Raw genomic sequence first — 12,568 nt, 5'->3', positions numbered from 1 at the left:
CGGCGAGCATCTCTCTTGCTGGAGGGGTCACGTCGACACTAGCCCCTTTTCAACGATCGGTCGTGGGTTTCCACACGGTTATCCACACCTGTGGACAACAAAGCAGACCACCCCCATGGTGGTCAGTGTGCGTATACCAGGAGACCGCGTCGGATCACCTGTTCCGGGGGACCGGCTAGTCGGTGTCCGACCGCGATCGGCATCGGCCAGTGTGGGTGGTTCCGATGCATGCGCCCGGTGGAAACGGCATTCGCAGAAGCTAACAGTTTTTGTAGCGGCCCGCCAACCGATCCGGACACATCGGTGACAACTTTCGCCGAAGGTGACGGACTGTTGTGCAGAGGGGATACGCGTGTGACGTCTGTGATCAGTTTGACCGGCGCCGAGCAGGTCAGTACCCTCAAACAGTCGCCCGAACGTTGGCGGCACGGCCGCGACCCGCACGTCATCAGGGATGAAACCCAAGATTCCGTAGGTACCGCGCCGGTGGCGAGTGAGAAGTACCAAGGACTGCTGCGTCTCAGCACATCGCATGCGCCGTGAACACACGTCGTGGGCGATGGCGGCTGAGAACGTGACTGACATGAAGGAGTAGTAGCGGTGGCAAAGGGCAAGCGGACCTTCCAGCCAAACAATCGGCGTCGCGCGCGCACCCACGGTTTTCGGTTGCGCATGCGTACACGCGCTGGTCGCGCGATCATTGCCGGCCGGCGTCGCAAGGGTCGCCGGGAACTGACCGCCTAGTTTCGGGCGCGGGTAGTAGTCGGTGTTACCGACTCGACACCGGATGACCAAATCATCCGAATTCCGACAGACCGTCAAGCGTGGAGTGCGAACTACCCACGCGGACTTGGTGATTCACCTGCAACGTGGCTGCTTGAGCACTGCTTGTGAGCAGGTCGAGGGCCCGAAGGTTGGTCTTATCGTCGGAAAGTCGGTCGGCGGGGCGGTAGTACGCCACCGGGTATCGCGTCGGCTCCGCCATGCCGCCGCAGAGCTACTTCCCAGACTTGAGCCGGTAGACCGCATGGTCATTCGGGCGCTGCCCAGTAGTGGCACTGCCTTGTCGGCAAGCCTGCGGCAGCAATTGCGCGAGGGAATCGAGCGATCGGCACGACGGCAGGAACCAGCACCCGAGCGGCAGCGATGAGGAGCCGTCCTGCGCGCGCCGCGATTTTCCTGATTCGTCTGTATCAGACGTGGATCTCGCCGATGCGGCTGCCCAGTTGCCGTTTCATGCCGACCTGCAGTCAGTACGCGGTTGAGGCGTTGAGCGTGCACGGACTGATCCGCGGCGGGTGGTTGGCCACGATTCGCCTATTGAAATGTGGACCGTGGCATCACGGTGGGTGGGATCCGATTCCCGAACGCCGTACGAAGCACGGGGACGTAGCGCACGCATGCGTGCAGAGGAGCACAGCGGATGTTTGATTGGTTCAGTCTCGGGTTCATCTACTACCCGGTCTCGGCGATCATGTGGGTTTGGTACAAGCTATTCGCGTACCTGTTGGGGCCCACGAACTTTTTCGCGTGGGCGCTGTCGGTGATGTTCCTGGTGTTCACGCTGCGCGCGATTCTGTACAAGCCGTTCGTGCGACAGATCCGGACCACCCGGCAGATGCAGGAATTGCAGCCACAGATCAAGGCCCTGCAGAAGAAGTATAAGAACGACCGTCAGCGCATGGCGTTGGAGATGCAGAAGCTGCAGCGCGAGCACGGCTTCAACCCGATCCTGGGGTGTCTGCCGATGTTGGCTCAGATCCCGGTGTTCCTTGGCCTGTTCCACGTACTGCGTTCGTTTAACCGGACCACCGGTGGCTTCGGCCAGGTCCATATGTCGGTGGAGGCCAACCGCGCCACGGGCAACTACGTCTTCAGCGCTCACGACGTGGCCAATTTCCTGGACGCCAACCTGTTCGGTGCACCCCTGGGCGCGACCATGATTCAGACGACGGGTCTGGACGCGTTCACGGAATTCAATAGGTGGGCGGTCGCCGGCGTCTCCATTCCCTTGATGGTCATCGCGGGCATCGCGACCTACTTCAACAGCCGAGCCTCGATCGCGCGGCAGAGCCCGGAGGCTCAAGCCAACCCGCAGACCCAGATCATGAACCGGCTGGCGCTGTACGTGTTCCCGCTCGGTGTGGTCGTCGGCGGGCCGTTCCTGCCGATCGCGATCATCCTCTACTGGGTCTCCAACAACATCTGGACGTTCGGGCAGCAGCACTACGTCTTCAATCGAATCGCCAAAGAAGAAGAAGAGAAGAAGCAAGCCGATCTGGAGCGGCGGGCGGCGAACGCCCCGAAGCCGGGGGCCAAGCCCACGCGGGGTGGAAAAAACCCGGCGGCCAAACAATCAGAGGACACAGACAGCAGCACCGAACTGTCCGAGTCCGGCGGTACTGACGAGAACACCGGGGGACAGGCTTCCCCGAACTCTACAAATGGATCAGGCGCGACGAGCCGTACCCCAAAGCCGGGTGCGCGGCCCGATCGCCGTCGCAAGCGCTAACCGCCCGCGATTCTGTACGGGCGTGACAGAGGGAGAAGAACGATGACCGATCTGGATACTCAAGCCGAAGAGACCACGGCAGAGGCCGATGCCGCACCGGAGGCCCAGCCGCGCACGGCCGACCTCGAGGAGCGTCTGGTTGCCGAGGGAGAGATCGCCGGCGACTACTTGGAGGAGCTCCTAGACCTCCTGGACTTCGACGGCGATATCGATCTGGATGTCGAGGGAGACCGCGCGATCGTCAGCATCGATGGCGGTAGCGATCTGTCGAAGCTCGTCGGCCGCAAGGGCGAGGTGCTCGATGCGTTGCAGGAGTTGACCCGGCTGGCGGTTCAGCAGAAATCCGGTGAGCGCAGCCGCCTGATGCTGGACATCGCCAACTGGCGAGGGCGCCGTCGCGATGAGCTCGCGGCGTTGGGCACCAAGATCGCCAAGCAGGTGCTGGAGTCGGGAGAGCGTGAGGAACTCGCGCCGATGACCCCGTTCGAGCGCAAGATCGTGCACGACGCCGTCGCAGCCATCGACGGTGTGCACAGCGAGAGCGAGGGCGTGGAGCCGTCGCGCCGCGTGGTCGTCCTGCACGACTGACAGCACAAATCTCATCCATGTAATTCTGTGGCCGCGCTCCGGGAGGAATGTTTCACGTGAAACACGGTGAGACCCTCCCGGTGCCGGAGGCCGCCGCCGAGGTGTTCGGTGTGCGCCTTCCGCTGGCGGTCGAGTACGTCGAAGCGCTCGCCACGATCGGTGTGGAGCGGGGTCTGATCGGACCGCGCGAGACCGACCGATTGTGGGAGCGTCACATTCTCAACAGCGCGGTTCTCGGCGAGCTATTAGAGACCGGCGAGCGCGTGATCGACGTCGGCAGCGGGGCGGGGCTGCCGGGAATTCCGGTCGGCATCGCGCGCCCGGATGTCGATATCGTTCTGGTCGAGCCGATGCTGCGGCGCACCGACTTTCTCCGTGAAATGATCGAACAGTTGAGACTGACCAATGTGTCGGTGGTGAGGGGCCGGGCCGAGGAGCCAGGCGTCATCGCCCAGGTTGGCGGAGCGGACGCGGTGACGTCCCGGGCCGTGGCGGCCCTGGACAAAATCACGCGCTGGTCTCTTCCGTTGACCCGAATCGGCGGACGGATGTTGGCGATCAAAGGTGATCGTGCAGACGAAGAAGTACAGCAGTACGGCAGTGCGCTGGGTCCGCTCGGCGCCGATGATGTGAGGGTGGTGCAGTGTGGCACGCGGTACCTCGATTCGCCCACCACGGTGGTGGTCGCGCGGCGGAAAGAATGCGACGGAGACCGGCAACGGGGAAGCTCCCGCGGCGGTTCGCGGAAGCGGAATCGATGAGCATCCGATCAAGGAGACGACAGTGAGTAGCGACGATGTTTCACGTGAAACCGGCGCAGCGAGTGACGGCCACCGATCGCCCACGGAGTTCGTGGAATCAGAGACTCCTATCGGCGCCGCCGCACAGCGCGCGACTCAGCTGAAGCAGGGATCTGTCCGACTGCCGAAGCCGGCGCATCGACGGATGCTGACGATCGCCAACCAGAAGGGCGGTGTCGGGAAGACCACCACGGCGGTCAACCTCGCCGCGGCCATGGCGCTACAGGGCCTAAATGTTTTGGTGATCGATCTGGATCCACAGGGCAATGCAAGCACCGCGTTGGGCGCCGACCACCGGGCCGGTACCCCGTCTTCGTACGAGGTCCTTCTCGGGGAGATCCCCATCCAGGACGCGATTCAGTCCAGCCCGCAGAGCGAGCATCTCTTCTGCGTCCCCGCGACGATCGATCTTGCGGGCGCCGAGATCGAACTGGTCTCGATGGTGGCCCGTGAGGGACGGCTCCGTACGGCGATCGCCGGACTAGCTGCAGACGCCTTCGACTTCGTCTTCATCGACTGCCCGCCGTCGCTTGGCCTGTTGACAGTCAACGCGCTCGTAGCGGCCAACGAGGTGCTGATCCCGATCCAGTGCGAGTACTACGCGCTGGAGGGTGTGGGTCAGCTGCTGCGCAACATCGAACTGGTCCAGGCTCATTTGAATCCCGCGCTGCATGTGTCGACGATTCTGCTGACCATGTACGACGGTAGGACGAAGCTCGCGGATCAGGTCGCCGATGAAGTGCGTAGCCACTTCGGTCCGAAGGTGTTGGGCTCGGTTATCCCGCGTAGCGTCAAGGTCTCCGAAGCACCCGGATACGGGACCAGTGTTCTCGAATACGACCCGGGTTCACGTGGCGCCTTGAGCTACCTGGACGCCGCACGCGAACTGGCGCAACGGCCTAGCCCGTCGGCGAGTGATCCGCAATGAGCGGGAGCCGCTACGGAAAGATGATCACTTGTGCGGAGCCGATGCGAAAAGGGAGAAGTAACCGATGAGTCAGTCGCCATCATCACGGCGTAAGGGCGGCCTCGGCCGGGGCCTGGCATCTCTCATTCCGACGGCACCGGTGGATGGATCGGCCACGCCGGCAGGCCCGCGGCTCGGCGACGCAGCCGCCGATGTGGTCATCGGTGGCGGTCCCGTGGCTCCGGCGGAGTCGACGGACGACATCGGTGCGGTGTACCGCGAGATCCCGGTAGCCGCCATCAAGCCCAACCCCAAGCAGCCACGCCAGGTGTTCGACGAGGAGGCCCTCGCCGAGTTGGTTCACTCCATTCGTGAGTTCGGCGTGATGCAACCGATCGTGGTACGCACTGCCGAAGACGGCGACGGCACCTCCTATCAACTCGTCATGGGGGAGCGGCGTTGGAGGGCAACCCAAGAGGCCGGCCTGGACACCATCCCGGCGATTGTGCGGGAGACGGCGGATGACAATCTGCTTCGCGATGCTCTGCTCGAGAACATCCATCGGGCGCAGCTGAATCCCTTGGAAGAGGCAGCTGCGTATCAGCAGCTTCTCGAGGAGTTCGAGGTGACTCACGAGGAACTCGCCGCGCGCATCGGTAGGTCGCGACCGGTGATCTCGAACATGATCCGACTGCTGCGGCTCCCGATCGCGGTGCAGCGGCGGGTCGCGGCGGGCGTGCTGTCGGCCGGACATGCCCGTGCATTGCTCGCTCTGGAGGGTGGCGCCGAGGCGCAGGAAGAGTTGGCCGCCCGGATCGTGGCGGAGGGAATGTCGGTGCGGGCCGCCGAGGAGGCGGTGACACTTGCCAACCGTAGTGATGCTCCGAAACCGGCGCCGCGCCGCAAGCCGATCCAGATGCCGGGTCTGCAGGATGTCGCCGAGCGGTTGTCGGGAACCTTCGATACCCGCGTCACCGTGAGCCTGGGTAAGCGTAAGGGCAAAATTGTCGTGGAGTTCGGTTCGGTCGACGATTTGCAGCGAATTGTCGATCTGATGTCTGGCGAAGCAACGTCCTGACCCACGGGGGAGAAACGTCACTGTGACGTGAAACCCGGGAGAATCCGGCTCGTTCATGAAAGTAGTTGGTAACTAACGGATTTCGACTCCGCCGGGCAGTTGCGGGTGGGGTGTGGGCTGTGGTGGTGGTTTCAGAGGATCACGGCAGCGCTGTCGGGTGCCAATCCAGAAATTTCGCATATCCTGGAGGGGTTGCCGGACGCATGAGGCGTGCCGCGCACCATGTTGACCGGACGTGGAGGCGTACAAAACCAGTGTCGGCTCGGATCGTTCCTTTGCGGCTCGATGGCTTCGAGCAGCTGCCCAAGCACGCCCGGCGGTGTGTCTTCTGGGAGGTGGACCCCGCTACCGTCGGAGATCAGCAGCACCTGTCGGACCCCGAGTTCGAGAAGGAAGCGTGGCTGTCGATGGTCATGCTGGAGTGGGGATCATGCGGTCAGGTCGCGGTCACCGGCCCACAGTCTCGACCGACCACTGCGGGATATGCGTTGTATGCCCCGCCCGGGGTGGTGCCGCGTGCTCGACTCCTCCCGACGGGGCCGGTGAGCGCCGACGCGATTTTGTTGACATCGCTCGGCGTCGAGCCGGGGCATGAGTCAGATGGCCTGCCGCACAGCATCATCGCCAGCGTGGTTGCAGAACTGATACGCCGCGGTGTACGCGCACTGGAGGCGTTCGGCCGCACCAGCGAGGCGTTGGAGATGTGCGAGGGATCGCTCGCGAGGCATTCGGAGGCGGCAGATGTGTTGGGAGAGTGCACGATCGAGCAGTGCATGATCGACGTGGACTTCTTGAAGGATGTGGGCTTCACGGTGGTGGCTCCGCACCAGCATTTTCCCCGGCTGCGATTGGAGCTCGACAGCGGACTCGGCTGGAAGGCTGAGGTTGAGGCCGCGTTGGAACGCCTGCTGGAATCGGTGCAGATTCCGCAACCGGCTGGGGCGGGACCTGTGGTCGGCGCCGCGTTCTAGTCCACCCACCGAAACCCAGCGCCGTCGCGACGGACACCGAGCGGCAGGTGTGGTGGGAAATGGGCAGCGAGAAGTTTGAGCCCTTCATCGGCGCAGCGCCCGAGCAGTGATTGTCGCGTCACGGCGGCTGTCGATGCGTCGGCGTCGGCGTAGAACGGTAGTTCGGGGAATTGCGCCTGCATGGGGTGGTGCAATGTGTCACCGGCGATGATCACCCCGGCATCCGGAGAGCGCACTTCGATGGCGAGGTGTCCGGGAGTGTGGCCCGCGGCGCCCAGGACGCTGACCTGGGTGGAGCCATTGCCGTGAAGCAGCTGCCCGGACTCGACGACGTCGTGCGAGGCGTGTTCCAGGACCGGCAGGATGCTGTCCTGGTAGACCCAACCGCCGTTGTCCGCCCATTGTTCTGCGGGCGCCGATTCCCATTGGGCCTGAATGTATTCGAGCTCCGTGGCATGGAAGAGATAGGTAGCGTTGGCAAAGGTGGGTTGCCACTGTCCGCGCGTCAGCTGGGTGTTCCACCCGCAGTGGTCCAGATGCAGGTGGGTGTTGATGACGATGTCGACGTCGCCGGGAGCGTGTCCAGCCTGATGGAGATGTGCGAGGTAATCGGTATCGAGCATGTGCAGGTCGGGAAAGAGCGGCCTGTTCTTGTGATTGCCCGAGCAGGTGTCGACCACGATCACCGTGCCGCCGAGTTCGATGACGTAGTTGTGGATCGCGAAGATCAGCTCCGCACCGTCTGCGGAGACGGCGGCGGGTGCGTATGTCTCGCGAACGAATGCGAGCTGTTGGTCGGTGAGGTCTGGATACCAGTGACGTGGCGCGATGGGCCACACATCCCGTTCGGTGAGCTGAGTAATGGTCGCATCGCCGACGGTGAAAGTCTTCACAGCGGCGGAAAACGCGGAGTTGAGGGCGGGTATTCCCGTCAGGGAGCGATTCCCCGGCATACGAGAGCGGCGGTGGCCCGCACCCTCGAGGCCAGGATGTCCTGATCGGGCTCGTGTCCGTAGCGGGCGAGGATGCCCAGTGGAATGCCGGCCACCGAATCCGCCACGGCCTCGACATCGATATCGGCACGGACGTAACCGGATTCGATCCCGTCGCGCAATAGACCCGCGAGAACCGAAGCGCCGGCGTCGAATACGCCACAGAACTGTGCGGTCATCTCCGCATCGACCGCAGCTCCCTGCTGCAGCAGCAGACGGGAAAGCCGCGGGTCAGCGACTACCAGCTCGATGTAGGCGAGGCCGAGATTCACCGCGAAATCGTGGAATTCGTCCAGTGACGTGATGCGGCCCGGCAACGTGTGGCTGAGCGTTTCGATGGTTCGTTGCGTGGCGTGCTGGACCACGTGTTCCAGGATGTCGCGCTTGTTCGTGAAGTATCGGTAGAACATCGAGTGGCCCGTGCCGAGCCGTTCGGCAATGTGCGCGATCGAGGTCTGGTGATAGCCGCGCTCGGAGAACTCGGCGAGCGCGGCCTCGACGACCTCTTCCTTGACGAGCTCACTGCGCCGAGCGCGCTGCCGATCCGCCATTCGGATCGGTGGTCCCGAGGGATCCTCCATGCGGCTGAGGATAGTCGACGGCACGGATCCGCCACGACACCCGTCGTTCGGCGGAATCATTTGTCTTGAAATGATTGACTTATTCTCAAACCAGACATTAGTGTCCGAATGAGCTGCATGGCGATGACGAAAGGACACGGGTGATGACACGGTTGGGCGCAGGGGCGCAGTGGGGACCGCCACCGGTCATCTACGGCGAACCTTGGTGGGCCTGGATAGTGGTCGCGGTACTTGTTGTGTGTCTTGCGATTTCACTCATCTGGGTGGGATGGATGACGGTGCGCAAGCATGAAGACGCGCTGATGTACTGGCTGATCCTGTTCAGCGGGGTGACGATCCTGCCGTATTTCGTCGAGCCCTGGCTCGATGTCATCGGTGCGACCACCTACATGACCAACGCCTTGCCCTACGTCACGATTGCCGACCGGCCGCTGCCGATCTTCGTCCCTCTGGTGTGGGTTGGTACCGCGCCGACAGCGCTGGTCGTGTATGAAATGATCAAAAAGGGTTGGGCGGCTTGGACGCTCATTGCCTTTGCATTGGTGTTCGGTATCGCGGAGTGCATCGGCGAGATGGTCAACAGTCACTTCGGTCTCATGAGGTATTACAGCAACAACGCGCTCGTCTTCGGGGTGCCTCTGCCCAGCCTCGTGCAAAATGGCGGATTTCTGGTCATGATCGCCTGGGTACTTGTGGTGATCCGGCCGCATATGCGCGGATACCGTTGGGCCATAATCCCGTTCGTTGCGCCTGGAGCATATCTCGCGTACACCATCGTCTGCACGCTGCCGAACTATTTCGCGATTCACCTGGGGTTGGCACCGTTGCCGTCGTGGGGGCTGGCGGCCCTCTCCACGGGCCTCAACTTGCTTGCCGTGGTGATTGTCGCGTATTCGCCTACGTGCCAGCGGTATCGCGATGAGGTGGGGGCCAAGGTGCTGGGTCCGGTTCGCACCGCGGCCGCCCGACAGCCTGTTCCCGCCGCGTGACCGGGCTCGCGGGAAAGGAGGGCATCAACATGACGCAAGCACCGTTGTCCGAGGTCACGGCCGGAGTGTGCCCGATCGGCGCCCCGACGCCGACTCAAACCCGAGGTCCCGCAGCTGAGGGGCTGCCTCGCGAGCTGGCGGGGAGGTGGGGGCCGCTGCCGATGAATCCGACGGTACGTGAGGTCAACGAAATAGCCAGGACTCAAAGAAGATTCGAATCTGTGCGGCAGGACCCGTGGTGGATTACCCGCGGAGGGATTCCGATGGTGTCCAGCATGGCCAGGGGTGTGGGGAGTCCGGCGCTCAGCCCGCCCGGGCCCGTCGGTCACCCCATCCTGGGCAGCGTGCCGGAAATGCGTCGTGAACCGTTCGAGTTCTTTCGGCGCTGTGCCAGGGAATTCGGCGATGTGTATCGGGTGCCTTTCCCGCTCGGCGGCAGCATCGTGGTGGTGAATCACCCGGACTATGCCAGCCAGGTTATGGACGATCCGGTGGGCCGATACAGCATGATCGGGCCGGGCCAGGCGGCGATGGGCTTGATTGGCGCGGCAATTCCGATGCTGGAGGGGGACAAGTTCCGGCAGCGGCGCCGGATGCTGATGCCGATGTTCGGCCGGCGGCACCTGGCACGGGTGGCGGAGGTCATCGCGGACGAGTTTGTGCGGCGAGTCGACGGATGGGAGCGCTGGGCCGGCAGCGGTCGGCGGGTAGACCTGCAGCATGCCATCGCACAGGTGACCCTGCCCGCCTTTCTCCGCGCGATGTTCTCGTCTTCCATCACCGAGCGGGAGATCCACGAAACAGACGTCGATCTAAGGACTTTCATGTCCATGATGGCATCGGTGACGTTGATGAGCCCACTGCCGAATCTTTTCCCCCTACCCGGACGGGAGTCCGCGCCACGGTCCATGTGGAGGCTGTGGCGGTTGACCCGGCGGCTGATCAAGGACCGCCGGAATAATCCGATCGAGACGCCCGACTTGTTGAGTCTGCTGTTGGAGGCCACCTACGACGACGGAAGCCCGCTGTCGGAGCGAGATCTCAGCATGGAGTTGATGATCCTCATGGCGGGCGGCTACGAGACGGTGGTGGCATCGCTTTCATGGACGCTCGCCCTGCTGCTTGCACACCCCGAACATCTCGGGCGCCTGTGCGCCGAGGTGGACTCTTTGAACGGTGCGGTGCCGACGCCGGACGACTTGCCCAAATTGGCTTGGGCCAAGGCATGTTTCGACGAGGGGCAAAGGCTACAGGGGCATCCGCTCAATCCCCGGTTCGCCATGGAAGATGACGTGATAGGCGGATACTTCATCCCGCAGTACACCATCGTGGGACCCTCGCTGTACTCCATCCATCGCGATCCGCGGTGGTGGACGGCCCCCGATTTGTATGATCCGAACCGCTTTATGGATGAGGCAGCGGCCAAAGACCGTCCACGGTTGGCCTTCATGCCATTTGGATCGGGCAGGCACCACTGCCTGGGCACGGGCATGGCATACATGAACGCGCAGTTCTTACTGGCGATCATCTTCCAGCGGTACCGCTTGGCATTACCCGAGGGCTGGGAACCTAAGCATCACTTCAATTTCTCGGTGACCCTCGACGGCGGCCTGCCTGTCGTGCTGACGACGGCGTGACGTGAACGCTCCGGACAGCGGTGTGACCGTGGTTGTCGATCAGGACCTGTGTATGGGATCCAGGTATTGCGTGACGCAACATCCGGATCTGTTCGGAGAGGATGCCGACGGCACCGCCGTGTCACTGCAGACGGAGAGGCTATCGCCGGAGCAGGCGCGGGGAGCGGCCGAGGCGGCACACGTCTGTCCGGCCGCAGCTATCGAGGTCCGGCGCCTGAGCTAGCTTCCGGCGGACAATTCGTGCGCCAGCAGCTCGTCGAAAGTGAATGTGCCCGTGGGCCGATCGTTCTTGCCGAGCAGGTACACACGCTTGACCGCGGCCAGAATCGATTCGGCCACCACATCGCGGTAATGGGCGGCGCTGAGCACGGAGACATCGTTCGGCGAGGTGATGTAGCCGATGTCGACCTGCACGGTGGGCATCCGGGTCAAACGCAGCAGGTCCCAGGTGCGGCCGTGAGCTCGGCAGTCACGTAACCCGGTGCGCGCCGTCACTTCTCGCTGAATGAAGTCGGCCAGCATGTGTCCGATGGTGGATACCGAGCCGTGCAGGTTGCCGAAGTGGTAGGACGCGACCCCACTGGCCGCCACAGTGGGCTGCGAGTCGAAGCGCAGACTGATCATCAGATCGGCACCGACGTTGTTGGCGTAGGTGGCGCGCTCGATATCGGTGGGGTTGTTCTGGATGGCGCGCGAGATGTAGGTGTCCATCCCGATGGCGGTCATCCGTCCTTCGAGTCGACTTGCCAAGTCCCACAAGATGTCTGATTCGCTGGTGGGGCCCTCCCGGCCCGGCACGATGACACCGCGGTCGGAGCCCCCCAGACCGGGGTCGATCACGATCCGCTTGCCCGACAGCTGCGGGCCGGCGTTGCGGACGTGTTCGGTCTCACGGATCGCGTGCGCGGATCCGCCGGTGACATGACGGCCCAGCAACTGGAAGGAGCGCAGCGTTTCCGGTCCGCAAATGCCATCGGCGGTCAGCCCGTACTCCCGCTGGTACGACATGAGCGAGTTGTAGGTCTGCAGCCCGAAGTTGCCGTCGACCAGACCGGTGTAGAACCCCAGATCTTGGAGACGCTTCTGCAGGGTGGCCACATCGTCGCCGTACATCGGTGCGGAGAACTGGTGGTAAAGCGTGCGCGCCCCGAGCCGGTAGGAGGCCTCTTTGAGGGTGCGATAGGTGGCGGGCCCCACAATGCCGTCGACGAGCAGGCCACGGCGCTGTTGGAACGCCCGTACGGCGTCGTCGAGCGTCGCGTCGAAGTGATCCACCAGCACATGCCGACCGGTCGCCAAGACCTCATCGGGGTCCTCGAGGAAGCCGAGTGCGGCCAGTACCTCGCGCACCTCGGTGACGGCTGGGCCTCGATCGCCGTGGCGAATGTTCGACGCGCCTGTCGTCATACTCCGCCTTTCGCAAGAAACCGCACTGCCACCCATCGGACAGCGGCTGCCCGTCGTCGGGACGGCAATATTGTCTCAGATGCCTAGGCGATGGGCGAAACTCCCG

At 63.4% G+C, this 12,568-nt stretch carries 15 protein-coding genes and 1 pseudogene; 12 read left to right on the top strand and 4 right to left on the bottom strand.

Features of this window, described 5'->3' with window-relative positions:
* Window positions 1-122: 122 nt before the first annotated feature.
* Window positions 123-527: pseudogene (locus tag MYCSP_RS23000) on the bottom strand (hypothetical protein).
* 73 nt (window positions 528-600) lie between these two features.
* Between MYCSP_RS23000 and rpmH the strand changes: the two are divergent.
* The 9 genes from rpmH to MYCSP_RS22955 all read left to right on the top strand — a co-directional run bounded on the left by rpmH (window position 601) and on the right by MYCSP_RS22955 (window position 6,856).
* Complete coding sequence (rpmH, locus tag MYCSP_RS22995; protein ID WP_005072119.1) at window positions 601-744, top strand: 50S ribosomal protein L34; 144 nt, start codon at window positions 601-603, stop codon at window positions 742-744.
* A 22-nt stretch (window positions 745-766) separates the two neighbouring features.
* On the top strand, window positions 767-1,150 hold the full coding sequence (gene rnpA / locus MYCSP_RS22990) for a ribonuclease P protein component (RefSeq protein ID WP_088415304.1): 384 nt from the start codon (window positions 767-769) through the stop codon (window positions 1,148-1,150).
* Entirely contained in the window at window positions 1,147-1,431 is a 285-nt protein-coding gene (gene yidD / locus MYCSP_RS22985) for a membrane protein insertion efficiency factor YidD (protein WP_083018414.1), read from the top strand. Before rnpA ends, yidD begins: the two co-directional genes overlap by 4 nt.
* Window positions 1,424-2,512: a membrane protein insertase YidC gene (gene yidC / locus MYCSP_RS22980; RefSeq protein ID WP_083018416.1), complete on the top strand. Its 1,089-nt coding sequence runs from the start codon at window positions 1,424-1,426 to the stop codon at window positions 2,510-2,512. The genes yidD and yidC overlap by 8 nt, the downstream gene beginning before the upstream one ends.
* Before the next feature lie 42 nt (window positions 2,513-2,554).
* Window positions 2,555-3,100, top strand: a complete 546-nt coding sequence (locus tag MYCSP_RS22975; RefSeq protein WP_083018418.1) for a Jag family protein — start codon at window positions 2,555-2,557, stop codon at window positions 3,098-3,100.
* Window positions 3,101-3,147: 47 nt separating this feature from the next.
* Window positions 3,148-3,861, top strand: coding sequence for a 16S rRNA (guanine(527)-N(7))-methyltransferase RsmG (gene rsmG, locus MYCSP_RS22970; RefSeq protein WP_162266287.1), 714 nt, complete (start codon window positions 3,148-3,150; stop codon window positions 3,859-3,861).
* Window positions 3,862-3,952: 91 nt separating this feature from the next.
* Window positions 3,953-4,828 (top strand): ParA family protein, encoded by an 876-nt coding sequence (locus tag MYCSP_RS22965; RefSeq protein WP_162266401.1) that lies wholly within the window; start codon window positions 3,953-3,955, stop codon window positions 4,826-4,828.
* A 64-nt stretch (window positions 4,829-4,892) separates the two neighbouring features.
* Window positions 4,893-5,885 carry a ParB/RepB/Spo0J family partition protein gene (locus tag MYCSP_RS22960; RefSeq protein WP_088415302.1) on the top strand — a complete coding sequence of 331 codons (993 nt, stop codon included), beginning with the start codon at window positions 4,893-4,895 and terminating at the stop codon, window positions 5,883-5,885.
* Window positions 5,886-6,139: 254 nt separating this feature from the next.
* Complete coding sequence (locus MYCSP_RS22955) at window positions 6,140-6,856, top strand: acetyltransferase (RefSeq protein ID WP_070911554.1); 717 nt, start codon at window positions 6,140-6,142, stop codon at window positions 6,854-6,856.
* On the opposite strand, the gene MYCSP_RS22950 is transcribed toward MYCSP_RS22955, so the two are convergent.
* The gene (locus MYCSP_RS22950; RefSeq protein ID WP_088415300.1) at window positions 6,853-7,809 is read right to left on the bottom strand and encodes an MBL fold metallo-hydrolase; all 957 of its coding nucleotides are present in this window, start codon (window positions 7,807-7,809) and stop codon (window positions 6,853-6,855) included. The genes MYCSP_RS22955 and MYCSP_RS22950 overlap by 4 nt on opposite strands.
* Window positions 7,788-8,429 (bottom strand): TetR/AcrR family transcriptional regulator, encoded by a 642-nt coding sequence (locus MYCSP_RS22945; RefSeq protein WP_083018425.1) that lies wholly within the window; start codon window positions 8,427-8,429, stop codon window positions 7,788-7,790. Before MYCSP_RS22945 ends, MYCSP_RS22950 begins: the two co-directional genes overlap by 22 nt.
* Window positions 8,430-8,572: 143 nt before the next feature.
* On the opposite strand from MYCSP_RS22945, the gene MYCSP_RS22940 reads away from it, so the two are divergent.
* The 3 genes from MYCSP_RS22940 to MYCSP_RS22930 are packed head-to-tail and all read left to right on the top strand — an operon-like array spanning window position 8,573 to window position 11,278.
* Complete coding sequence (locus tag MYCSP_RS22940; protein WP_088415298.1) at window positions 8,573-9,418, top strand: hypothetical protein; 846 nt, start codon at window positions 8,573-8,575, stop codon at window positions 9,416-9,418.
* A gap of 29 nt (window positions 9,419-9,447) precedes the next feature.
* A complete protein-coding gene (locus tag MYCSP_RS22935) occupies window positions 9,448-11,055 on the top strand; it encodes a cytochrome P450 (protein WP_088415725.1) in 1,608 nt (535 codons plus the stop codon).
* A 1-nt stretch (window position 11,056) separates the two neighbouring features.
* The gene (locus MYCSP_RS22930) at window positions 11,057-11,278 is read left to right on the top strand and encodes a ferredoxin (protein ID WP_088415296.1); all 222 of its coding nucleotides are present in this window, start codon (window positions 11,057-11,059) and stop codon (window positions 11,276-11,278) included.
* On the opposite strand, the gene MYCSP_RS22925 is transcribed toward MYCSP_RS22930, so the two are convergent.
* Entirely contained in the window at window positions 11,275-12,462 is a 1,188-nt protein-coding gene (locus tag MYCSP_RS22925) for an N-acetylmuramoyl-L-alanine amidase (RefSeq protein ID WP_083018431.1), read from the bottom strand. The genes MYCSP_RS22930 and MYCSP_RS22925 overlap by 4 nt on opposite strands.
* Window positions 12,463-12,568: the final 106 nt, after the last annotated feature.

Source organism: Mycobacteroides saopaulense, assembly GCF_001456355.1.
In the GTDB taxonomy this organism is placed as follows: Bacteria; Actinomycetota; Actinomycetes; order Mycobacteriales; family Mycobacteriaceae; genus Mycobacterium; species Mycobacterium saopaulense.
This window is presented reverse-complemented; position numbering and strand designations above follow the sequence as displayed.

What these genes read in the sequence shown, in the direction of transcription:
- yidD (WP_083018414.1), top strand. Translation starts at nt 1,147, where the DNA reads ATGAGGAGCCGTCCTGCGCGCGCCGCGATTTTCCTGATTCGTCTGTAT.
- MYCSP_RS22945 (WP_083018425.1), bottom strand. Translation starts at nt 8,429, where the DNA reads ATGGAGGATCCCTCGGGACCACCGATCCGAATGGCGGATCGGCAGCGC.
- MYCSP_RS22960 (WP_088415302.1), top strand. Translation starts at nt 4,893, where the DNA reads ATGAGTCAGTCGCCATCATCACGGCGTAAGGGCGGCCTCGGCCGGGGC.
- MYCSP_RS22950 (WP_088415300.1), bottom strand. Translation starts at nt 7,809, where the DNA reads ATGCCGGGGAATCGCTCCCTGACGGGAATACCCGCCCTCAACTCCGCG.
- rsmG (WP_162266287.1), top strand. Translation starts at nt 3,148, where the DNA reads ATGTTTCACGTGAAACACGGTGAGACCCTCCCGGTGCCGGAGGCCGCC.
- yidC (WP_083018416.1), top strand. Translation starts at nt 1,424, where the DNA reads ATGTTTGATTGGTTCAGTCTCGGGTTCATCTACTACCCGGTCTCGGCG.
- MYCSP_RS22925 (WP_083018431.1), bottom strand. Translation starts at nt 12,462, where the DNA reads ATGACGACAGGCGCGTCGAACATTCGCCACGGCGATCGAGGCCCAGCC.
- MYCSP_RS22975 (WP_083018418.1), top strand. Translation starts at nt 2,555, where the DNA reads ATGACCGATCTGGATACTCAAGCCGAAGAGACCACGGCAGAGGCCGAT.
- MYCSP_RS22940 (WP_088415298.1), top strand. Translation starts at nt 8,573, where the DNA reads ATGACACGGTTGGGCGCAGGGGCGCAGTGGGGACCGCCACCGGTCATC.
- MYCSP_RS22935 (WP_088415725.1), top strand. Translation starts at nt 9,448, where the DNA reads ATGACGCAAGCACCGTTGTCCGAGGTCACGGCCGGAGTGTGCCCGATC.